Genomic DNA, 20,624 nt, shown 5'->3' with positions numbered 1-20,624 from the left:
CCGGGATAAGGGGAACGGGCTTTTTTAAATTCTGCCTAGTCTTCGATGGTAGACAGATCGCCTGCCGGAAGATGCAGCTCCCAGGCCTTCAGTACACGGCGCATAATTTTACCGGACCGGGTCTTGGGCAGCTTATCCTTGAACTCGATTTCGCGCGGTGCAGCATGGGCAGACAAGCCCGCTTTGACAAATGCCGCGATCTCTTCCTTCAGCTCAGCAGTTGGACTGTATCCATCCCGCAGCGAGATGAAGGCCTTGATGATCTCTCCGCGCATGACATCCGGCTTGCCGATTACCCCTGCCTCCGCGACAGCCGGATGCTCCACCAGCTTGCTCTCGACCTCGAAGGGTCCGATCCGCTCCCCGGAGGAATTGATCACATCATCAATCCGGCCCTGAAACCAGAAATAACCGTCTTCATCCATGTACGCCGAGTCCCCAGAGATATACCATCCGGGAATTCGGAAGTATTCATCGTATTTAGCCTGGTTATTCCACACTTTGGCCATCATAGACGGCCAGGGAGTGCGGATGGCCAGATTACCCATGGAATACGGCGGCAGTACGTTGCCGCGGTCATCAAGGATAGCTGCTTCAATCCCCGGCAGCGGCCGTCCCATGGAGCCGGGCTTGATGTCCATTCCCGGGTAGTTGCAGATGAGCTGCGCTCCCGTCTCGGTCATCCACCACGTATCATGAATCCGCTGCTGATAGATTTTATCGCCCCAGCGCACGACCTCCGGGTTCAGCGGCTCGCCGACAGACAGCACATGACGCAGACTGCTGAGATCGATCCCCTCCAGCGTCTCCTTGCCAGCCCCCATCAGCATCCGGAAAGCCGTAGGCGCACTGTACCATACCGTCACCCCGAAGCGCTCGATCGTCTTATACCAATCCAGCGGACTGAAGCGGCCTCCCCGGACTACATTGGCTACTCCATTCAGCCAGGGAGCAAAAATTCCGTAAGAGGTTCCGGTCACCCAACCCGGATCGGCCGTGCACCAGTACACATCATCCGGCCGCAGATCCAGAACTACCTTGCCTGTATAATAGTGCTGGATCATAGCTCTCTGCACATGGTAGATGCCCTTGGGCTTCCCGGTGGAGCCGGAGGTATAATGCATAATCAGACCATCCTCCAGGCTCAGCCATTCCGGTTCCAGCTCGGCGGAGGCATCAGCCATTTCCGCTTCATAGCTAAGCAACCCCGCATCCTCATCAGCAGAGGCTCCGACTACAAAGATATGGCGGAGTCCTGGGAGCTGCTCCCGCTTCACCCGGTGCAGCAGCTCCGGCGTGGTCACCAGCGCCACCGCTCCGCTGTCCTCCAGACGGTCCTTGACCGCAGTCTCCATGAATGCCTCGAACAGCGGACCCGCCACTGCTCCCGTCTTCAGAATGCCAAGCAGGCTGAAATACAGCTCCGGAGTACGCGGCATGAAGATGAACACCCGGTCGCCTTTTCCGATTTCGTATTTGCGCAGTACATTACCGAACTTATTCGAGCGTTCCCGCAAGTCAGCGAAGGTGTACCGCTCCTCGCGCACCGCATCGCTGTAGATCAGTGCCGTAGCAGCCCCCCGCCCCTCTTCGACATGACGGTCTATAGCTTCATGTGCCATATTCACCTTACCGGTCCCATGCCAGGAGAAGCTGCGCTCGACATCCTCCCACCGGAATTCATCAACTGCCCGGGAATAATCCTCCATATTCGAATGCTGCACCCGGCCCGGTAAAATTTCGCCTTGAACTTGCCCCATTACTCTTGCCTCCCCTACTGGTTTGCTTTAAGCTTTAAGGGTACCCTCTAATTCTATTAATTCCGTCAATGCTCTAAATGTGAATATTCCGTGTCGGAATCAGTATATCACAGGAAGCGGTTACATTCCATATTATAGTGAACCGGAAGGGAGCCCAAGCATGGAGCACCATAAAATCCCTGTATCCCATACCATAGAGCATCAAGGCCGGCTGATTTCTGTCCGTGGACCCTTATCTCCCGAAACGCTCCAGACCTTAAGCATGCACCGCGATCTGGACGCCTTCCGTAAGCCGCAGGAGCAGCTTGAAGCCTTGATCGAAATATCTGGCTTGCCCGAAGGGCGCATCGTAGCAGCAGTGGTCTCAGACGTTATCGTAGGCTATGTTACTTTTCATTATCCGGATGAACTGGAGTTATGGTCTCAGGGCGGGATGGAGGATCTGATTGAGCTGGGAGCCATCGAAGTGGCTGACGAGTATCGCGGAAGCGGGCTTGCGAAGCTGCTGGTTTCAAGCGCTTTTGAAAAGGGACAACTGGAGAACTGCATCGTATTCACAACCGAATATTATTGGCACTGGGACCTCAAGGGGAGCGGTCTTAATGTATGGGAGTACCGCCAGATGATGGAGAAGCTGATGAAGACGGTAGATATGGTGTGGTATGCCACCGATGACCCGGAGATCTGCTCGCATCCGGCGAATTGCCTCATGGTCCGCATGGGCCAGGATGTGCCGCTGTCCTCCCGCGAGACCTTCGACCGGGTGCGCTTCAGACAGCGGTTTATGTATTAATTCAGGCGGCCTGCCTGCAGGTTACATAGCCTTAAGCATATGCTCCAGAATGGCATGGGAATGCTGCGAGGCCGTTACGGTGAACTCACTGTAATTCACATGGGCTGAGCCGTCGGCTTTGTCCGACATTGAACGTACGATTACAAAAGGGATCCCGTTCATATGGCAGACTTGGGCGACCGCCGCACCCTCCATCTCTGCACAGGCCCCGTCCATCTGCTCACGCAGCATAGCTACGGACGCCCTGCTGGCAATGAATTGATCCCCGGACAGCACAATGCCTGTTACAGACTTCTGCTCCAGCTCTAGACAGGCCTCTTCTGCTAACTTCACCAGCAGCGGATCTGCCTGGAAGACGGAGATCTCCTGATACGGAATCACCCCTCTGGCATAGCCGAGCGCTGTAGCATCCATATCATGCTGAATGCAGGAGGACGAAATCACAATATCTCCGATGTCCAGCTCAGGATGCAGCGCCCCGGCCACACCACTGAACAGCACCTGCTCCACGCCGAAGCTGTCCAGCAGAATCTGTGTGGTTACGGCGGCGTTCACCTTGCCTACCCCAGATTTGCAGACTACAGCTGCCTTCCCGAACACTGTCCCTGCATAAAAGGTAATTCCGGCCTTCACCGCGGTCTGCCGATTCTCCATCTCTTCCAGCAGCAGCTTGATTTCTTCATCCATTGCGCCAATCAGACCCAATACTCCGCTCATTTTATATCCCCCCCGAACTTTGTGTCCGCAAACATAAAAAGCTCCCGAAGGAGCTTCTTAAGTAACCTATGTTCACGAGCTAAACGTACTGAACTTATTTATTGACATGGTTGACAGACAGACGAAGAATGGTCTCATGCGGCAAAATAACCCGCGGATTCTCAACCGTCTCCTTCTTCATCAGCTTCGTCAGCAGTCTCATCGCTACAGCACCGAGATCATACATCGGCTGTGCTACAGTAGTGAGGAGCGGACGAACCATTGAAGCCATCCGGATGTTGTCTACACTGATAATCGAGAAGTCATCCGGCACCTTAAGACCTTCATCCTGAATACTGTGAATGGCGCCAATCGCCATCTCATCGGTAGCAGCAAAGATAGCCGTCGGCTTCTTCTTCAGACCCAGGAAGTACTTCATGGCTTCGACACCGGATTCGTAACGATAGTTACCGATGCGTACCAGATCCTCCTGATACTCGATACCTGCCGCCTCCAGCGCCTTCTTGTAGCCGTGGAACCGGGCATAGCCGTTCGCAGGGTCCTGCAGCGTACCGCTGATCATTGCGATCTCGCGGTGTCCGTGGCGGATCAGCGTATTCACCGCATCAAATGCAGCCGTCTCATGGTCGATATCCACGGAAGGATAAGTTCCCTTCTCATCGCGGGTCGCACAGAGCACGATAGGCACAGCAGAGGTCTGGAACGCCTGAATATGCTCTTCCGTAACGGTTCCGCCCATGAACAGCAGCCCGTCCACCTGCTTCTCGAGCAGTGTGTTAATGACACGAATCTCCTTCTCTTTACGCTTGTCAGCGTTACAGAGAATAATGTTGTAGTGATACATATTGGCAATATCTTCAATCCCGCGTGCAATTTCCGCAAAAATCGAGTTTGAGATATCAGGGATAACAACCCCTACGGTTGTCGTTTTCTTGCTGGCGAGACCTCTCGCCACCGCATTCGGACGATAGCCCAAACGCTCAATCGCTTCAAAAACCTTCTTCCGGGTCTGCGGTTTCACGTTGGGGTTATTATTCACAACCCGTGATACCGTAGCCATAGATACGCCTGCTTCTCGAGCTACATCGTAAATGGTTACCGTCAAATTACTCTCTCCATTGCGATAAATTTTATCGTTCGACTAATTAAAATTATGATACGACACTTTGTACAATTGTGCAATGATAACGCTTCATTTTCCTTTCAAAATTTCTTTCAAAGGTTGAAACGCCAGTCCTGGCGCGGCTTTGACGCCTTCCGCCAATTCCTGATCCTCCAATAGCTTCCAGTGGGAAGCCCTTAAAATTTCAAGAATTCTGTATGCTTTCTCTATCGTATCAAAAAGCGCGTGAAAAATCCAACATTCGTTGAAAGTTTTTCATTGTTTTTGCAGACTTTTTTTCAAAATGTCAAAAAATGCTCTTTATTTGGCACTTTCTGCCGAATGAGCCGTCAACTGGGAGAGCCGCAGGCCGATCTCTTCCATCCACTTCTTGTCAGACAGATCCGCCGCCGTGCGGTATACATCCAGCAGCAGATCAATCCGGCTCTGCATAGCCTTGCGGATAGCCTCCTCCAATTCCGGCAAGCCGCCGGCAAACAAGCCCGCAGCAAAGGTATCCTTCAGCACACTGGCCCACTCATTACGGTCCGCAAAGGACAGATGCAGCTTGCCCGCAGGGCGCTCTCCAAGCTCCCGGATCAGCAGGCCCAGGTCACGCTTAATAACCGGCAAGGGCTCATAACGGGCGCATTGCCCGCAGGTATATACAGGGACATTAGTAATTTTGATCTTCGCACTATAAATCAGTGTGTGCATATGTATGGTCATGATCCCGCCGCAGCCACAAGACTTCTTCATTAATTGTTCCTTATACATCTCCCACACCTCAGAATGATCTTTTAAAAACGCATAGCTTTGCCTTTTCCCTCTCTAGTATTCGACCTCATCCCCCTGAATCCCTGCTAGTTTGCATATCATGTTTTAATTGGCGATAGTAGTAGGAATTTCCATATCGAAAAGTGACTTCAACTGTCTCTTTTGATAGAATGACATAGATATCAGGAAGTTAAGCCGAAGGGAGCTGTACAGAATGAGACTGTCTGGTAAAAAAGTCATTGCACTGGTGGACGATGAATTTGAAGACCTTGAGCTGTGGTATCCCGTATACCGCGTGCGTGAGGAAGGGGCTGAGGTACATCTGGCAGGCCTTGAGAAGGGCAAGACGTATGTAGGCAAATATGGTGTACCCGCCACGGCTGAATACAGCTGGGACGAGCTGAAGGCTGCCGATTATGACGGCATCCTCGTTCCCGGAGGCTGGGCACCCGACAAAATCCGCCGGTACAGCGCAGTGCTGAAGCTGGTGCAGGATTTCAATACTGCGAAGAAGCCGATTGGCCAGATCTGCCATGCCGGCTGGGTCTTAATCTCCGCCAAAATTCTCGAAGGCGTAACGGTCACCTCCACGCCGGGCATCCGTGACGATATGGAGAACGCCGGAGCCATCTGGAAGGACGAGCCGCTCGTCCAGGACGGACACATCATCTCCGCCCGCCGCCCGCCGGATCTGCCGCCTTACGGCAAAGCGTTCTGCGATGCGCTGGCCGGTGAGTAGCAGGCAACATGAGATCTGCTATAAACAACAAGCCCTGCCCTGTCGTCTGACAGGGTTCAGGGCTTGTTGCCGCTTTTGCTTCTATATGGGGGATTAGCGGATAGGGACAGACAGCTTCTCTTTGATCAGGGCAGGATACGCCTCAATGGTGAACGTCAGCGGCTGCGGGTATTTATTGCTGCCCAGACCCCGGTAGTACATGTGAGGGATGGACTTCGCTTTCACCGGCTCAGTGCGCTGCGGAATATCGATATCAAATTTATCTGCTGAATGAACTGTACCTGCTCCATCGGTAAATGTTTGTCCCAGCATAAGGTCATTGTAGATGCTGTTACTCTGTGCTTGAGAATCATATTCCAGCACCATCGTGGAGCCCTTCTCCGTGTTGTGAATGGACATTTGCAAATTCTGATCTGGAGCCTTAATAATTTGTTGCTTATCCGTATCAATAATTAATTGGGTTGCCTGCTTATCCAGCGCCAGAATTCCATTGATTTGCAGCTGGAGCGATTGTGTCGAGCTCCTGTCGTTGGCAAATATCAGTCTGCCTCCACTGTCCGTAAAGCTGGCGGCGCGTAAAGCCAGATACGAATAATCACCGCTGCCGCCTGCTAAGAACCCCGGTTTGTACATAGAGAAGATCTGTTTGGAGTTCAGCGGGTCGCAGGTATAGTCCAGATAAATGCCGGAGGCGGCCAGATAGACCTCATTAATTTCAATTTTCTGACCGTCTATTTCCAGTGTTTTGTCTACATGTATGGTTTCTCCTGCCTTGGCGATCTGCTCCCGGTCCAGCGGAAGAGCTACAGAAAATTTAGCGAGAGGGCTATCTGCTGAAGCTGGCGTGAACTGCTTGTACTTACCAAGCTCAAGCTCAAACTTAATTTGATCGGGAAGAGCGCCTGCATCATCACTCTCCCACTGCCTTACCTCATAACCGTAGGTTATACGTTTTGGGGAAATTGAATTATCAGGCCCCAGGGATGTATGCAAAGGATTTGAAACAGCTGATGTTAACTGAATATGTGCTACTCGGGCATTCTCATCAGTCTTATTCTGTAATGAATACAAGACGATAATCCCCTTCTGATCCGCAGCAATTCCATCTACAGTCAGAACAAATCCGTTCTGCTCCGCAGTAACACCCGTGACGCGCTGTACAAGGCCATCCTCGATTGCCGAAGATACAGCGTTTGTGGTCATCACAGCTGGAATATACTTTTCAAAGGGTCCGTAGCTCTGAAATATTGCTGCCTGATCCGGAGCTGCCCCCTGTGACTTCAACACCTCACTCGCCCGGGGAAAGGAGAATAACAGCACAAGTCCAAGTACTGCCGCCGCTGTAGCCAGAGCATAACGCTTCCTTAATGACATAGAGCTTCTCCGGGAACGTGTTATGCCTCTGCGGATTGCCGTGTTCAGCCGCATTTCCGGGACCTCCTCCGCTTCTGCCGACAGACTGTGGTAATACTCCTTCAGCAGCTCTTCTTCTGTCTTGACCATGCTATAGTCCCCCTTTGATTTTCATTTTGTCACGTAACTGCTTAAGTCCCTTGTTCAGCCAGGTCTTGACCGTTCCTTCCGGCTTGCCCAGCACCTCGGCAATTTCTGTCAGCGTCATATCCCGGTAGTACTTCAGTACAAGCACCTGACGGTATTTGGGCTTTACCGCTTCCAGAGCCTGCTCCATATCCAGCTTACGGTCACTGGTCATCTCCTGCAGTCCAGCTCTTGCCTGTTCAGGCACAGGAGCAGCCAGCCGCTTCCTCCGTTTCAGTTCGTCCTTGCAGCAGTTGATCAGAATCCGGGTCAGCCAGGGTGCGAACCGGTCCTCATCCTTCAGGCTCCCGCGCTTCACCCAGGCCCGGTATGTAGTTTCCTGAACCATCTCGAGTGCCTCCGCCTCGCTGCGCAAGTAGCTGTACGCAATACTGTAGAGTATTTTCTTCTGCTCCAGTACCCGGTTGATAAACAGCTGCTCCTGTTCATTCAAGTGGCGCACCTGCTCGCCTTCCCACGTATGCTCCATCCAGGCTTAGTCTCCCCTTTCTTTTTTGACTTCTGTATATACTGACTGTCCCGCAGCCCAAACGGTTTTACTTTTTTGCATGGCAGGCCTGTTCCCTCAGATCTCAAAACAAAAAGTCCGGTGTGTGGCCCCCTTGACCCTCACCCGGACTTTATTTAGATATTCTTGCTGCTTGTCCTTGAAAACCCGATAACGTTCAGTTGTTACCCGGCTATGATGTCTTCTCTTTGGAATCACCGCCGGCGCCCAGCGGGAATCCGCTCCGTGAGACAAAAGCAGTAAGCTGCTCCTCTGTCTCAGAGCTGGTGCGGTTGCGGAAGCAGACCTTCGCAATCTCCCTGGCTTCAGAAGCCAGTGTGTTCAGTGTGCGGTGCTTCACCTTCAGCAAGGCTTGCGGTGACATGCTCAGCACATTGATCCCCAGTTCCAGCCAGAGCGGCAGTGAGCGCTCATCTGCGGCCATCTCACCGCATACACTGACATCGATGCCTACGCTGCGTGCCGCATCCACCGTCATGCGGATCATACGCAGCACTCCCGGATGGTACGGATGATACATATGGGCAATCTGCTCATTCATCCGGTCCACAGCCAGTACATACTGCACCAGATCATTCGTGCCGATACTGAAGAAGTCCACTTCCTCCGCCAGCAGGTCGGCAATCATCACTGCGGCCGGAACCTCGATCATTATACCTACCTTCATGTCACGGTTATACGGTACACCCCGGCTGTCGAGCTCGCTCTTTACCTCGTTCAACACTGCTTTGGCCGCCTGCACCTCTTCGACAGAAGAGATCATCGGGAACATCATCCGGACATTGCCGTAATGACTGGCCCGCAGAATGGCTGTAATCTGGGTTTTGAACATGTCCTTGCGGTCCAGGCTGATCCGGATGGCCCGGTAGCCGAGGAACGGGTTCTGCTCCTCCGGCAGCTGGAAGTAATCCAGATGCTTGTCTCCCCCGATATCAAGTGTACGGATGACTACGGTCTCCTTGCCGACTTTTTCCGCAACCAGCTTATAGACTTCGAACTGTTCATCCTCTGTCGGAAAAGTACTACGGTCCATGTACAGAAACTCTGTACGGAACAGTCCCACTCCCTCGGCCCCGTATTTCAGTGCCATGTTCAGCTCCTTCACGGAACTGATATTGCCGGCCAGCCGCAGAGACACACCGTCCTTCGTCACCGCTTCGACGGTTGCAAGCAGCTCCAATTGCTCCCGCTTCCGCTGCTGCTTCGCACGTCTGGTGTTGAAGTCCAGCAGTGTGGATTCATCTGGATGAATCATAACCGCCCCGGTCTCCCCATCGAGCACCAGCATGTCCCCTGTCTGGATAGGAGTCAGGATCTTGTTCTCCAGGCCTGCCACCAGCGGAATGCCGAGCGCACGGGCCATGATGGAGGAATGCGAGGTTTTGCCGCCCATCATCGTCACGATACCCAGCACATACGCCGGATTCAAATGCGCCAGCTGTGAGGGGGACAGCTCCTTCGCTACCAGAATGTAAGGCTGGGTATCCGACGGCAGAGTGACCTCCGGCGCACCCAGGAGATGCTTCAGCAGGCGGTTGCCGACATCCTTGATATCCACTGCACGTTCTTTCATATATTCATCGTCGAGCAAATCGAACATCGCCACGAAGTGGTCGATCGCTTCCTTGACCGCCACCTCGGCTGCCTTGTATTGGCGTTCGATAATGCCGCGGATTTCGCTCATGAACACCGGATCATCCAGGATCGCCAGATGGGCATCGAAAATGCTCGATTCCTCCGGTCCGACGACCTCGCGGAATTCTTTTTTGATAAACTCGATCTCGTCCTTGGAGGTCCGAATGCCTTCGTACAACCGTTCGAACTCCTTAGCCAGATCCACCGGATTCACCTGAGTGTCCGGCAGACTCCATTCCCAGTTCGGCAAGACAAAGGCCTTCCCAATGGCAACACCTGCTGCGGCGCCTACGCCTTGTATCATGCTTCGATCCCTCCAACATTGCTTTCATGTAGTACCACGGACATGACGGAAGACTGCCCCTTTTTCACGTTTTTGAATGGCGCGTAGCTCCAGGATTTGACCCGGTCCGGGTTGGTAATCACCATCGGTGTCGCCAGCGAAGCGGCATGCTCCTTCAAGAAGGCCAGGTCAAACTTGACCAGCAGCTGCCCCGGCTCCACGCTGTCCCCTTCCTGTACAAGCGCCTCAAACGGCCCTTTAAGCTGCGAAGTGTCGATCCCGATATGCATGAGCACCTCCAGCCCTTCGGGCGTAGCAATGCCCACTGCGTGCATCGTAGGGTATACGTGCATCACCTTGCCGAATACAGGCGAGACCAGCTCTCCTTTTTCCGGGACAAAGGCCACTCCATCCCCCACCAGCTTCGCGGCAAAAATATGATCCGGCACCTCTTCAATCGGCATCATCCGCCCCTGGATCGGCGCACTGAACAGCACCTGCGGCAGATCGCGCAGCATCAGCTTGTCGATCTCTTCGCGAATCAGCTCCGAATACGTCCCGAAGACGACCTGCACATTGCCGCCGCCCAGCTTGATAATGCCTGCGGAGCCCAGCCCCTTAAGCGCCCCTGTATCTATGAAGCGGTCATTATGCACCGTTAATCTCAGCCTGGTGATGCAGGCCTGAACCTGCACAATATTCTCCTTGCCGCCCAGCGCCTCCAGAATCAGCGGAGCCTGATACGGGATATTGCCCGCCCAGTCGCCCAGCTCAGAGCCTTCCTCACGGCCAGGGGTAGGAATTTGAAACCGGCGGATCGCCCAGCGGAACACGTTGTAATACACAATGCCATAGCCGATCCCGATTGGAATCAGCAGCCAGGCCCGCTGGGACAGATGCATGTTGAGGAAGAAATCGATGGTCCCCGCCGAATAGGAGAAGCCGTGATGAATCCCGAGCGAGTAGGTCAGCACCATCGCAAGCCCGGACATAACCACATGCAGCGCAAACAAATACGGCGACGCGAACAGGAAGGCAAATTCAATCTGCTCCGACACACCGGTCAAAAAGCACACTAAAGCTGCACGCAAAAAAGTCTTCTTGATCTTGGGCTTGAGGTCCTCGCGCGCTTCCTGAATGATTGCAAAGGCAATTGCGGGCAGAGCGAACATCATAATCGGGAACAGTCCGGCCATGAACACACCCGCTGTAGGATCACCGGCAAAAAAGCGCGGCAAATCCCCCTGTACGACTGCACTGCCGTCAGGCGTCGTAAAGGAGCCCAATTGGAACCAGAACACATTATTCAGAATATGGTGCAGGCCAAAGGCCGTCAGCACCCTGTACAGCACACCGTAGACGAACACTCCATAGCCGCCGGTCACCTGCACTACCCTGAACAGCTCATTAAGCAGTTCCTGTAGTAGCGGAGACACTCCGAGCATGACCCAGGCGAACAGCGCCGAGAATAAGCCCATGAACAGCAAAACAAAACGCGACCCGCCAAAAAACTGGATCGCCTCCGGCAGCTTGATATTCTTAAACCGGTTATGCGCTACACCGGCTACAATCCCCAGGATAATCCCAATTAATGTTGCAGGCTGTACAGCCCCGTCTCCCATGTTGGACACAATCCGGTCATAAGTGAACATCCCTGCGAGTGCGGCCAGTCCGGCCGGTCCGGCCTGATTGGACAACCCCCACGCCACACCGACAGCAAACAAATAAGGCATGAAATAGAATATTCCTTGCCCCGCGTACGTCGTCACTTCGGATACCGAAGAAAGTCCCCATGCAGACCACGGTAAGCTGCCCAGACTCAGCAGAATCGCTGCCGCCGGAAGCACCATGGTAGGAAGCATAATGGCTCTGCCCAACTGCTGCAAAGATCCGAGCCAATTCAAGGCGACCCTCTCCTTTCTTTCTATATTGAATGGTAAGCGTTACAGCAGTTTTTGTCAAAAGAATCTGGGCGTGAAAAGGACGACTCCTGTGACTCCTGTGACTCCTGTGACTCCTGTGACTCCTGTGACTCCTGTGACTCCTGTGACTCCTGTGACTGGATAAGTGTAGTTTGTACAACTATATTTGGCAATACGACCTTCTATTTTACTTTAACTGCACTCTGTACAACTATTTTTGGACAATTTAACTCTAATCGCAATAATGCGTATTTTTAGTTGTACGAAGTGCGATTAAACCCAAAAAACACCTTATCCAGCGCATTTTAGTTGTACGAACTACACTTAAGCCGATTATCGCATAGATTACATGTTACATCTTGAGCTCCTCCCTCACCATATTTGATCTAGCCGCATGGAATTCACCTCGTAATACCGTATCCGTTCTTTTGAAGAGACTGGTTTGATGAAACCCTTATCACTCAACGCCACCAGCAGCTTGTGTGCTGTCCGGTAATTAATGTGTAAAGATTCAATTAAGTCTTTAGGCCGAAGCGGTCTAGAAATCCGCCATGCCAGCCTTAGCACATCCATTTCTTTTGACAATAGTTGCTCCCTGCTGGACGAACTCCGCGCCAAATAAGGCGCCAGCGCCAGCTGCAGCAGCATCCGGCACACTTCGGGACGCTGCTGGATGTCGTCGAACGAGAAGTGGAGCATTTTCCAGCCCATGCCTGTCAGGAAGGTGTCCCGGTTAAGCGCATAGTTGAACTTCTCCCGGTCCATATCCTTGATATGGCTCTGATAGCCGTCACACTCAATCCCGAAGCGGGTCCCGTTCTGCGGCAGAAAGGCAAAATCCAGAAACTGCGATTTCCGGTTCCAGTCATACACCTCATATTCCGGGTGCAGCTGCTCCAGTGACTCGAATAGCGGCCACCATACATTCTGCAGAAATAGCTTCTCCGCATAGTTATGTCCGCGCAGCAGCCTCCCCCGCCGTTCACCCGTTCTTACAATCGTATGTGCCTCCATAAAGCTGCTGTGTGCCTGCTCAAATTCCATATCTACTTCCCCCTCCCTGAAAATACAAAAAACGCCCTTTCCCCATTTAAAATGGAGTAAAGGACGTTCTTCGTCTGTGTCAAGTATAGCAATACTTATTAGTGAAAACTAATCGAGAATGCAGCAACCAGGTCTGAGGTACGTTTGGCAAAATTTAATCTGGATAGCTCTGAACTACAAGTATATCCGGATCTGTGTACCTGATCATGCATACGATTCGTCTTACCCCCGGCTCCGGCCCTTCATGGTGATCGCTTCCTCCACCTTGATGCAGCAGTCCATGATTGCGATCATATGATTTGCAGCGGCAATCTCCGCCGCCTCCTGGCTGATGATCCCCTGCTGCAGCCAGAGAACACGCGCGCCGATATCAGCAGCCTCCTGAGCTACAGCTGCGCAGTATTCGCTGCGGCGGAACACATTCACAATATCCACCGGCTCCGGAATATCCGCCAGCGTATGGTAGCATTTCTCGCCCAGGATCTCCCCGTCTACTAACGGATTGACCGGAATGATCCGGTAGCCCCGGCTCTGCATAGCGCCTGCAACCATATATGAGGTACGGTCTGTTTTGTCGGATAGGCCAACAACAGCGATATTGCCTGCCGCAGCCAGAATCTCGCCGATTTCTTCCCTGCTTGGGTTCTCAAAGCTCATGTCTTATTCCCCTTCCGTCTGATTTCTTCCATGCCCTCCGCAGCATTACTGCCGCTTGAGTCACAGTTTTATCATTTTCAGCAACAACTACATCATACAGTGCTGCACTAGAAGTTCCAAATTCTCATCAGCTTGTGTAACCTGTCAATTCATCTCTGTGCCTACGAATCCTCCGGGTCCCCCACGCTGCATAGCCATACCATATGAACGGAACCCGGTCCCCAGTAATCCTGCACTGCTGCATAGGGCGTTCCGAATTTCCGCAGCCATCTGTCCTGGGCCCTCTTATATCCGCTGTCCAGGCAGAATTCGGAAATTCCCCGCTTTCTAAAAAATCCCATGACCTCATCAATTAACGCCGAGCCCACACCCTTGCCTTGATTCCCAGGCAGCACATACAGACTTCCCAGCTCACCCACAGCGGACAGCCGGTTATCAGTGCAGTTCCGTATGTCCTCTCCGCAAGGCGCGTAGGAAACGGTGCCGATGATTATTCCATCGGCTCTGGCAACCCAGAAATACACATCCGTCTCCAGCGGATTCAACGAGTCGTTAGCCTTTCGTATCTTGGCTGTGATCTCCTGCCGGATATCGGCCTGCAGGTGACCCAATCCTTCCCGTTCGAAGGCATCGGCGATCGTTACCTTGAATAGATTCGACACAGAAGGAATATCTTCCGGGGCAAGAGGTGTAATGCATAAAGAACCTAAAATGCTCACTTCACCCATTCCACATCCGCACCCAGCAAGCGCAGATGATCGAAGTACTGCGGATAGGACTTCGCCACATGATGGGCATCCTTGATGAGCAATGGCTGGCGTGCCCGCAGCCCTACTACAGTAAGGGCCATAATCACACGGTGGTCATAGTGGGCATTAATCGTTACGCCGCCTTCCACGCCTTCCGGTGTACCATGCACAATGATCTCGTCCCGGCGTTCCTCAACCTTCGCACCGGCCCGGGTCAGCTCTGCCAGATAATCCGTGATGCGGTCGCATTCCTTGTAGCGCAGATTCTCCACATTGTAGAAGCGTGAGGTCCCTTCGGCAAAAACCGCCGCGGCCACCATAGCCAGGACCGCATCAGTTGCCGCATCGCCGTCGAATTCCACCGCCTTCAGGACCCCGTTCCCCTGCACATGCACTGTTCCGTTCTCATGGGTGAGCGGCACCTCCATCATCCGCAGCACATCGACAATGGCCCGCTCCCCCTGCTTGCTTCTCTCAGCCAGCCGGTGAATGGTCACATCCGACTTGGTCACCGCTGCGGCCGCAAGCACTGCGGCTGATCCCGGATAATCGCCTTGCACCGTATAGGTCTTGGCAGCATAAACCTGCCGGCCCGGCACCTTAAAGGACATATAATCGTCCGCCGCATGTACGATAATCCCTGCCTGCTCCAGCACCTCCAGCGTCTGCCCGATGACCACCTTGGATTTCAGATCATCCAGCACGATGATCTCACTGTCTTCTTCAAGCAGCGGGGTCAGGAATAAAAGTGCGCTGAGATACTGCGAGCTGACGGCACCGGAGACGGTAATCCGTCCGCCCTGCGGCTTGCCGCCGCGGATCGTAATCGGCAGTCTTCCGTTATTATGCTCTACTTCCACTCCGAGCTGGCCAAGTGCCAGAATCAGGTCGTCATGCGGCCGCTTGCCCAGAGAATCGGGATACGTATTCACGAAAGTAACCTCCGGGCTAAGCGCAGCTACCGCCATCAGGAACCGGAGGACTGCGCCGGCATTCCCTACATTCAGCTCCTTGACGTCACGGGGATGGCGGCCGAACCCCTGTACTACGATTTTCTCATCATCTTCGGTCAGGACTGCGCCGAGATCGGCGATACATCTGCGGATCGCGTCGCTGTCCTCGCTGTGGGCAGGATGGTAGATCGTGCTGACTCCTTCAGAGAGAGCGGTTACCAGCAGGTAGCGCGTGGTGTAGTTTTTGGAGGACAGGGCTCCGAATTCTCCTTGCAGCGTCGGCGTAGGCCTAACAATAACGTCCATAGTATAAGCGCTCCTTCATAATATATAGTCTGTATGTACGGGCCTGTTTGACAGGGTAATCCGCAGTTGTGTTATTATTGCGTGAAGAGAATCCATTCCCATTCGGGCAGAAAAGAGGGTACTACCATGAATGAAATTCCGCAAATTACACCGCAGGAGCTGCGTAAGCGGCTCGCTGCCGGCGAAGAGCTTGTACTGATCGACGTCCGTGAAGAGGATGAGGTTGCTTTCGGCATGATTCCCGGTGCTCAGCATATCCCGATGGGCCAGATCCCGCAGCAGACGGACAAGCTTCCGTCAGACACTGAGATCATCTTCATTTGCCGTTCCGGCAACCGCAGCCAGCGGGTCTGTGAATATCTGCAGCAATTCGGCATTCAAGGCTCTAACCTGAGCGGTGGCATGATCGAGTGGGATGATACCAGCGCGGAATAACTTCATCCTGATGCATAGCGCCAACACACATAAAAGCTCAAGCGCGGTAACGCAGTAAAATGTATTGCGAGACCTCAGCCACATTCAACTCCGTTGTATCGACCGTGCAATGCGCGAAACGGTAAGCTTCCCTGCGCTGTTCCATAATGGAACGGACCCGGTTTGCCGCATTGCCGGCGAGCAGCGGCCGGTTCTCATCCCCGCTGACCCGTTCAATAATGGTATCCTCCGAAGCTGTAAGGGCCACTACGAATCCATGCTCCAGCATGACTTCGGCATTCCCCGGCGCAAGCACCGCCCCTCCGCCTGTAGAGATCACTTTGCGCTCTCCCTGCAGCATTTCCTGAAGTACCGCTGATTCAATACTCCGGAATGCCTGCTCTCCGCCTTCCGCGAAGATATCCGCAATACCACGGCCCTCTCTTCCGGTAATCACTGCATCCAGATCAACCAGTTCATAGTCAAGCTCCTCGGCCAGAATGGCGCCTACTGTGGATTTCCCCGTAGCCATCATCCCGACGAGAATGATATTTCGATCGTCCATAACAACCTCCAAGCCGCGACATTTGTCATATCATAACACAGGGTGAAAAGTTTGCACAATGCCGGCAGCCTTCATTTTCAGGCGGGCTGTGCCTGCCATGGCTATGCCTCATGGATGCAAAAAACCCGAAAGCCCTCCGCATGAAGCGGAAAGCATCTCGGGTTCCTAAGCAATAAGCTGAACGCTGCCTGTTACTCTGCCAGCCAGTTGTGGTGGAACACGCCTTCTTTGTCCACACGCTTGAAGGTGTGAGCGCCGAAGTAATCGCGCTGTGCTTGCAGCAGGTTCGCCGGAAGACGTTCTGTACGGTAGCTGTCGTAGTATGCAAGGGCGCTGGAGAATCCCGGAACCGGAATACCCAGAGTTACAGCCGAAGCGATAACCTTGCGCCATGCCGACTGGTAGTTGTCCATAACATCCTTGAAGAACGGATCAAGCAGAAGGTTCTTCAGCTCTGCATTATTGGCATAGGCATCCGTGATGTTCTGCAGGAACCGGGAACGGATGATGCAGCCTCCGCGCCAGATCTTGGCCAGCTCGCCGTACTTCAGATTCCAGCCGTATTCGTCAGAAGCCACACGCAGCTGGGCGAAGCCCTGGGCATACGATACGATCTTGCTGGCGAACAACGCTTTACGCACGTTCTCGATGAATTCAGCCTTGTCACCATCGAATGGAGCGGCAGCAGGGCCGCTCAGCACCTTGCTGGCTTCAACACGTTCTTCCTTCATGGCAGACAGGAAGCGGGAGAAGACGGATTCGGTAATCATGGACAGCGGAACGCCGAGATCCAGCGAGCTTTGGCTTGTCCACTTGCCGGTACCCTTTTGTCCGGCAGCATCAAGGATGACGTCCACCATCGGCTTGCCGGTCTCTTCGTCATACTGGGCGAAGATATCCTTCGTAATCTCGATCAGATAGCTGTCCAGCTCGCCGTTATTCCATTCTGCGAAGGTGCTGTGCAGCTCCTTGGCATCCAGACCCAGGACGTCCTTGAGCAGGTGGTAGGCTTCGCCGATCAGCTGCATGTCACCGTACTCGATGCCGTTATGCACCATTTTGACATAGTGTCCTGCACCGTCCGGCCCGATATATGTACAGCAAGGCTCTCCGCCCACGTGGGCTGAAATCGCCGTAAGGATAGGTTCAACCAGCTTATACGCACTTTCTTGACCGCCTGGCATAATCGAAGGGCCCTTGAGTGCGCCTTCTTCACCGCCGGATACGCCGGTGCCGACGAAGCGGAAGCCTTTGTCTTCAAGATATTTGCTGCGGCGTACGGTGTCAGGGAAATAAGCGTTACCGCCATCGATGATGATATCGCCTTGATCCAAGTACGGCAGAAGCTGCTCAATGGTGGCATCCGTAGCCTGGCCTGCCTGAACCATGATCAGAATCTTGCGCGGTACTTCCAGTGACCCTACGAACTCTTCAACGGAGAACGTGCCCACCAGGTTCTTGCCTGCTGCTTCTGCAACCAGATCATGTGTCTTCTCCGGGGAACGGTTAAACACGGATACGCTGAAGCCTTTGCTCTCGATGTTAAGAGCCAAATTTTTGCCCATTACCGCCAAGCCAATAACGCCGATTTGTTGTTTTGACATCTGGTTCTCCACCCTTTGCACCCTGTATTTTTGTGAAATCCATTTCTCGCAGTATAAGAATACCACCCTTTGTCAGAGACAGCAAAGTTCTGCCTGCGAAAGAGAGATCAATTTCATTGACAAACTTCGATCCATCAGGGAAATTGCTCACAATGACTATTTTAACGGTTTTGTCCGCAGAAGTGAACCCCCTCCACCAGAAAGGCACAATAAAAGGACACCCCATTATGGGATGCCCTTAATCGCCTAAGTTCACTCAGTGCACTACCACTCCAGCGCTGCCAGCTCCCTGGTCAATTGCTCAAGCCTCGCTGTGCTGGCCGCCACCGCTTCCGTATCGCGCTCACGCATAGCTTCATTCAGCAAGTCGAGCTGTTCATCCACGGCAAGCCTGCGGTCACGGATCCGCTCTTCGCCCTCTATGGAGTAGAACAGCTTCGTCAGCTCCTGATCCGACAGCAGCGGCCCCTTCTGGTACAGCACACGCTGCTGATAACCGGAAATCTCCACCAGGCGGATGACTTCACCGAATAAAATATTCTCTATAATGATCTGACGGTCGCGGAAGCGCTTGACAACGGCATGACCTCTCATATCCCCAATCAGCTTCTCCATCCATTCTGACAGGCGCGCATCACGGATCATGTAGTCTCCCACCAGCTTGAAGCCGTCCTTAATCCGCTGGAAGCGCAGCTTCACAAGCTTGCGGCCGGTGCGCACCGAAATAAGAAAAACAGTCTCGTTCTCACTCCAGTACAGGGAATAACCTTCCTTGATCAGGTCCTTGATTAGATCCTGGATATGCTGTCTGTCGAACCGCAGCTCCAGATTGCAGTACTCCACTTCATCGTTTTTGTTCACGGCACTCCCCCCTAACTGCTTGATTTAAGCATAGTCAGCTTCACGGCCTAACCTAAGAGTAGAACAGACTGCCGGACCTCCGCTTGCACCTTGATTCTTTGTGTGGCTTACACTTATTTTATACTTCATAATATGTAGCGGTAACTTGGTTTATTGACTATTTTTACCCGTTTTTAGCCTTTTCCAAACGCTGGAACCCGTTTTAGGTGAGTTGGTCCAGCCCTTTTATATGCAAAAACAGCAATAAAGCCGCATTGCGCCTCCTTTTCAGGCAGTCTGCGGCTTATTGCATTTCCACACTGGCTTCCCCCCCCTGTGTCCGCTCTACTCAGTGCGCCCTGGTGTGCTTCAGCTTCGTCCGGTGGACGATCAGCAGATGCAGGCCGAATAACACAACCATTACTCCCGCGCTGGCCAGAAAAGGGGCACCGTGGCTGACCGTATCCCACAGCTTGCCTGACACCACCGGACCGGCAACCATCCCTGAGCCCTGCAGCGTCAGGAAGAGCCCCCAGACGGTCCCGCGCTCGCCCTCCGGCACCTGCTTGGCCAGGAAGGCGTTCCACGCCGGGAGAATCAGCGCATAGCTGATCCCGACCAGCGCCACCGCCACGAAGGCCAGCGGCAGCCAGCGGACCTGTGAGAAGAAAGCCATGGAGCAGGCTGCCAGCAGGAAGCCGATATTAAGGAAGATGGAGGTGCCGACCTTATCGACCAGCTTCCCGGCGGGTATAAGGGTTAGCACGGTAATCCCTCCTCCGGCAATCAGCAGCAGGCTGAACTGGTTGGGGGTGACATGCAGCTCCGAACGTGCGAACAAGGTGACCACCGGGGTCATAAGCCCGATCGCAAAAGCCTGCAGGAACAATGCCGGGAACAGCAGGCGGCTTACCTTCAGGGAGGAGGTGACCTGCTGCCAGGTCCGCTTCAGACTCTCCAGGGGCCTTACCGGCTTACGCGGCACCGGTGGCCCCTCCGCCGATATCTCTCGGACAACGCGCGGCGCATGACCGCCGATCTTCGAGGGCAGGAACAGCGCCACGGCTACAACAGCAGCAGCGAAGCCCATCAGCACCAGGAAGACCGTCCGGTAGCCCTGTCCGCCATGATCCATCATGAAGTTGACGATAATCGGACCGACGCCGGTTCCGGCCAGTGAGGCCATCTCCACCGCCCCCATGGCTGCGCCGCTGCTGCCGCTCCGGGTAGAGCCTGCCAGCTCGGTGATGCCTGTCATCGTACAAGGCCACAGCGGCGAGGTGCCGATCCCCAGAATCAGACAGGCGAGGGACAAGCTTACGGAATCTTTGGCATAGATAATCAGCCCGACTGCCACCAGCAGCAGCAGCAGAGCTCCTGTCATCGTCCAGCGGTAGCCGATCCGCTCCATGACCCAGCCGAACGGACTGCGGAACAGGTTATCCCCGAGATACTGCAGCGCGAAGGCGAACCCGACCACCGTTACGGAGAGGCCCAGAATATTCTCCATATAGACCGGCAGCAGAGCTACCAGCAGCGATCCTTTGACGAATTCGACCAGGAAAATAATGATCCACATTTTTAATATGAACGGTGAGGCTAAACTGATATGCATACGTTCCGCTGCTTTGCCAGACATTTCATCACATCCTAGTATTATGTTGATTGATTTGTTATACTGATGCTTGCTCAAGTA

19 protein-coding genes are annotated in these 20,624 nt (G+C 53.5%); 3 read left to right on the top strand and 16 right to left on the bottom strand.

Annotated features, from left to right (window positions below; translation table 11 throughout):
* Window positions 1-35: 35 nt before the first annotated feature.
* On the bottom strand, window positions 36-1,760 hold the full coding sequence (gene acsA, locus NST26_RS13035) for an acetate--CoA ligase (RefSeq protein ID WP_340953497.1): 1,725 nt from the start codon (window positions 1,758-1,760) through the stop codon (window positions 36-38).
* A gap of 160 nt (window positions 1,761-1,920) precedes the next feature.
* Between acsA and NST26_RS13030 the strand changes: the two genes are divergently transcribed.
* On the top strand, window positions 1,921-2,553 hold the full coding sequence (locus NST26_RS13030) for a GNAT family N-acetyltransferase (protein WP_209877641.1): 633 nt from the start codon (window positions 1,921-1,923) through the stop codon (window positions 2,551-2,553).
* Window positions 2,554-2,574: 21 nt separating this feature from the next.
* Here the strand turns inward: NST26_RS13030 and NST26_RS13025 are convergent, their stop codons facing one another.
* From NST26_RS13025 to NST26_RS13015, 3 genes are all read right to left on the bottom strand, one after another.
* Entirely contained in the window at window positions 2,575-3,270 is a 696-nt protein-coding gene (locus tag NST26_RS13025) for a 5'-methylthioadenosine/adenosylhomocysteine nucleosidase (RefSeq protein ID WP_340979241.1), read from the bottom strand.
* Between the two features lie 94 nt (window positions 3,271-3,364).
* A complete protein-coding gene (ccpA, locus tag NST26_RS13020; protein ID WP_036695017.1) occupies window positions 3,365-4,375 on the bottom strand; it encodes a catabolite control protein A in 1,011 nt (336 codons plus the stop codon).
* Window positions 4,376-4,693: 318 nt separating this feature from the next.
* The gene (locus NST26_RS13015) at window positions 4,694-5,131 is read right to left on the bottom strand and encodes a hypothetical protein (RefSeq protein ID WP_076074887.1); all 438 of its coding nucleotides are present in this window, start codon (window positions 5,129-5,131) and stop codon (window positions 4,694-4,696) included.
* A 232-nt stretch (window positions 5,132-5,363) separates the two neighbouring features.
* Between NST26_RS13015 and NST26_RS13010 the strand changes: the two genes are divergently transcribed.
* Window positions 5,364-5,888, top strand: coding sequence for a type 1 glutamine amidotransferase domain-containing protein (locus NST26_RS13010; protein WP_036729480.1), 525 nt, complete (start codon window positions 5,364-5,366; stop codon window positions 5,886-5,888).
* A gap of 93 nt (window positions 5,889-5,981) precedes the next feature.
* Here NST26_RS13010 and NST26_RS13005 read toward each other — a convergent pair whose 3' ends face one another.
* The 8 genes from NST26_RS13005 to aroA all read right to left on the bottom strand — a co-directional run bounded on the left by NST26_RS13005 (window position 5,982) and on the right by aroA (window position 15,505).
* Window positions 5,982-7,391 (bottom strand): DUF4179 domain-containing protein, encoded by a 1,410-nt coding sequence (locus tag NST26_RS13005; protein WP_340953500.1) that lies wholly within the window; start codon window positions 7,389-7,391, stop codon window positions 5,982-5,984.
* A 1-nt stretch (window position 7,392) separates the two neighbouring features.
* Complete coding sequence (locus tag NST26_RS13000) at window positions 7,393-7,917, bottom strand: sigma-70 family RNA polymerase sigma factor (RefSeq protein ID WP_340953501.1); 525 nt, start codon at window positions 7,915-7,917, stop codon at window positions 7,393-7,395.
* Between the two features lie 211 nt (window positions 7,918-8,128).
* A complete protein-coding gene (gene ptsP, locus NST26_RS12995; protein WP_340953503.1) occupies window positions 8,129-9,895 on the bottom strand; it encodes a phosphoenolpyruvate--protein phosphotransferase in 1,767 nt (588 codons plus the stop codon).
* Window positions 9,892-11,778, bottom strand: coding sequence for a glucose PTS transporter subunit IIA (locus NST26_RS12990; RefSeq protein ID WP_036729487.1), 1,887 nt, complete (start codon window positions 11,776-11,778; stop codon window positions 9,892-9,894). The genes ptsP and NST26_RS12990 overlap by 4 nt, the downstream gene beginning before the upstream one ends.
* A gap of 390 nt (window positions 11,779-12,168) precedes the next feature.
* Window positions 12,169-12,840 (bottom strand): hypothetical protein, encoded by a 672-nt coding sequence (locus NST26_RS12985; RefSeq protein ID WP_209877651.1) that lies wholly within the window; start codon window positions 12,838-12,840, stop codon window positions 12,169-12,171.
* A 222-nt stretch (window positions 12,841-13,062) separates the two neighbouring features.
* The gene (locus NST26_RS12980) at window positions 13,063-13,497 is read right to left on the bottom strand and encodes a CoA-binding protein (protein WP_340953505.1); all 435 of its coding nucleotides are present in this window, start codon (window positions 13,495-13,497) and stop codon (window positions 13,063-13,065) included.
* Between the two features lie 161 nt (window positions 13,498-13,658).
* Window positions 13,659-14,159, bottom strand: a complete 501-nt coding sequence (locus NST26_RS12975) for a GNAT family N-acetyltransferase (RefSeq protein ID WP_340953507.1) — start codon at window positions 14,157-14,159, stop codon at window positions 13,659-13,661.
* A gap of 53 nt (window positions 14,160-14,212) precedes the next feature.
* Window positions 14,213-15,505 (bottom strand): 3-phosphoshikimate 1-carboxyvinyltransferase, encoded by a 1,293-nt coding sequence (gene aroA, locus NST26_RS12970; RefSeq protein WP_340953509.1) that lies wholly within the window; start codon window positions 15,503-15,505, stop codon window positions 14,213-14,215.
* 126 nt (window positions 15,506-15,631) lie between these two features.
* Between aroA and NST26_RS12965 the strand changes: the two genes are divergently transcribed.
* Window positions 15,632-15,940 (top strand): rhodanese-like domain-containing protein, encoded by a 309-nt coding sequence (locus NST26_RS12965; protein WP_209877658.1) that lies wholly within the window; start codon window positions 15,632-15,634, stop codon window positions 15,938-15,940.
* A 37-nt stretch (window positions 15,941-15,977) separates the two neighbouring features.
* On the opposite strand, the gene NST26_RS12960 is transcribed toward NST26_RS12965, so the two are convergent.
* The 4 genes from NST26_RS12960 to NST26_RS12945 all read right to left on the bottom strand — a co-directional run bounded on the left by NST26_RS12960 (window position 15,978) and on the right by NST26_RS12945 (window position 20,567).
* Window positions 15,978-16,484, bottom strand: a complete 507-nt coding sequence (locus NST26_RS12960; protein ID WP_340953510.1) for a shikimate kinase — start codon at window positions 16,482-16,484, stop codon at window positions 15,978-15,980.
* Window positions 16,485-16,675: 191 nt separating this feature from the next.
* Window positions 16,676-18,088 carry an NADP-dependent phosphogluconate dehydrogenase gene (gene gndA / locus NST26_RS12955; RefSeq protein ID WP_339255976.1) on the bottom strand — a complete coding sequence of 471 codons (1,413 nt, stop codon included), beginning with the start codon at window positions 18,086-18,088 and terminating at the stop codon, window positions 16,676-16,678.
* A gap of 264 nt (window positions 18,089-18,352) precedes the next feature.
* The gene (locus tag NST26_RS12950; protein ID WP_209877659.1) at window positions 18,353-18,949 is read right to left on the bottom strand and encodes a hypothetical protein; all 597 of its coding nucleotides are present in this window, start codon (window positions 18,947-18,949) and stop codon (window positions 18,353-18,355) included.
* Between the two features lie 328 nt (window positions 18,950-19,277).
* Window positions 19,278-20,567, bottom strand: coding sequence for an MFS transporter (locus NST26_RS12945; RefSeq protein WP_340953511.1), 1,290 nt, complete (start codon window positions 20,565-20,567; stop codon window positions 19,278-19,280).
* Window positions 20,568-20,624 lie beyond the last annotated feature (57 nt).

The organism is Paenibacillus sp. FSL R7-0128 (assembly GCF_038002245.1).
Taxonomy (GTDB): Bacteria; Bacillota; Bacilli; order Paenibacillales; family Paenibacillaceae; genus Paenibacillus_AQ; species Paenibacillus_AQ silagei.
Note: the sequence above shows the minus strand (reverse complement) of the source record. Positions and strands in the feature narration are given on the sequence as shown.

Bases quoted from the DNA above. Each gene is read 5' to 3' on its own strand.
- acsA (WP_340953497.1), bottom strand. From the start codon at position 1,760: ATGGGGCAAGTTCAAGGCGAAATTTTACCGGGCCGGGTGCAGCATTCG.
- NST26_RS13030 (WP_209877641.1), top strand. From the start codon at position 1,921: ATGGAGCACCATAAAATCCCTGTATCCCATACCATAGAGCATCAAGGC.
- NST26_RS13025 (WP_340979241.1), bottom strand. From the start codon at position 3,270: ATGAGCGGAGTATTGGGTCTGATTGGCGCAATGGATGAAGAAATCAAG.
- NST26_RS13015 (WP_076074887.1), bottom strand. From the start codon at position 5,131: ATGAAGAAGTCTTGTGGCTGCGGCGGGATCATGACCATACATATGCAC.
- NST26_RS13010 (WP_036729480.1), top strand. From the start codon at position 5,364: ATGAGACTGTCTGGTAAAAAAGTCATTGCACTGGTGGACGATGAATTT.
- NST26_RS13005 (WP_340953500.1), bottom strand. From the start codon at position 7,391: ATGGTCAAGACAGAAGAAGAGCTGCTGAAGGAGTATTACCACAGTCTG.
- NST26_RS13000 (WP_340953501.1), bottom strand. From the start codon at position 7,917: ATGGAGCATACGTGGGAAGGCGAGCAGGTGCGCCACTTGAATGAACAG.
- ptsP (WP_340953503.1), bottom strand. From the start codon at position 9,895: ATGATACAAGGCGTAGGCGCCGCAGCAGGTGTTGCCATTGGGAAGGCC.
- NST26_RS12985 (WP_209877651.1), bottom strand. From the start codon at position 12,840: ATGGAATTTGAGCAGGCACACAGCAGCTTTATGGAGGCACATACGATT.
- NST26_RS12980 (WP_340953505.1), bottom strand. From the start codon at position 13,497: ATGAGCTTTGAGAACCCAAGCAGGGAAGAAATCGGCGAGATTCTGGCT.
- aroA (WP_340953509.1), bottom strand. From the start codon at position 15,505: ATGGACGTTATTGTTAGGCCTACGCCGACGCTGCAAGGAGAATTCGGA.
- NST26_RS12965 (WP_209877658.1), top strand. From the start codon at position 15,632: ATGAATGAAATTCCGCAAATTACACCGCAGGAGCTGCGTAAGCGGCTC.
- NST26_RS12960 (WP_340953510.1), bottom strand. From the start codon at position 16,484: ATGGACGATCGAAATATCATTCTCGTCGGGATGATGGCTACGGGGAAA.
- gndA (WP_339255976.1), bottom strand. From the start codon at position 18,088: ATGTCAAAACAACAAATCGGCGTTATTGGCTTGGCGGTAATGGGCAAA.
- NST26_RS12945 (WP_340953511.1), bottom strand. From the start codon at position 20,567: ATGTCTGGCAAAGCAGCGGAACGTATGCATATCAGTTTAGCCTCACCG.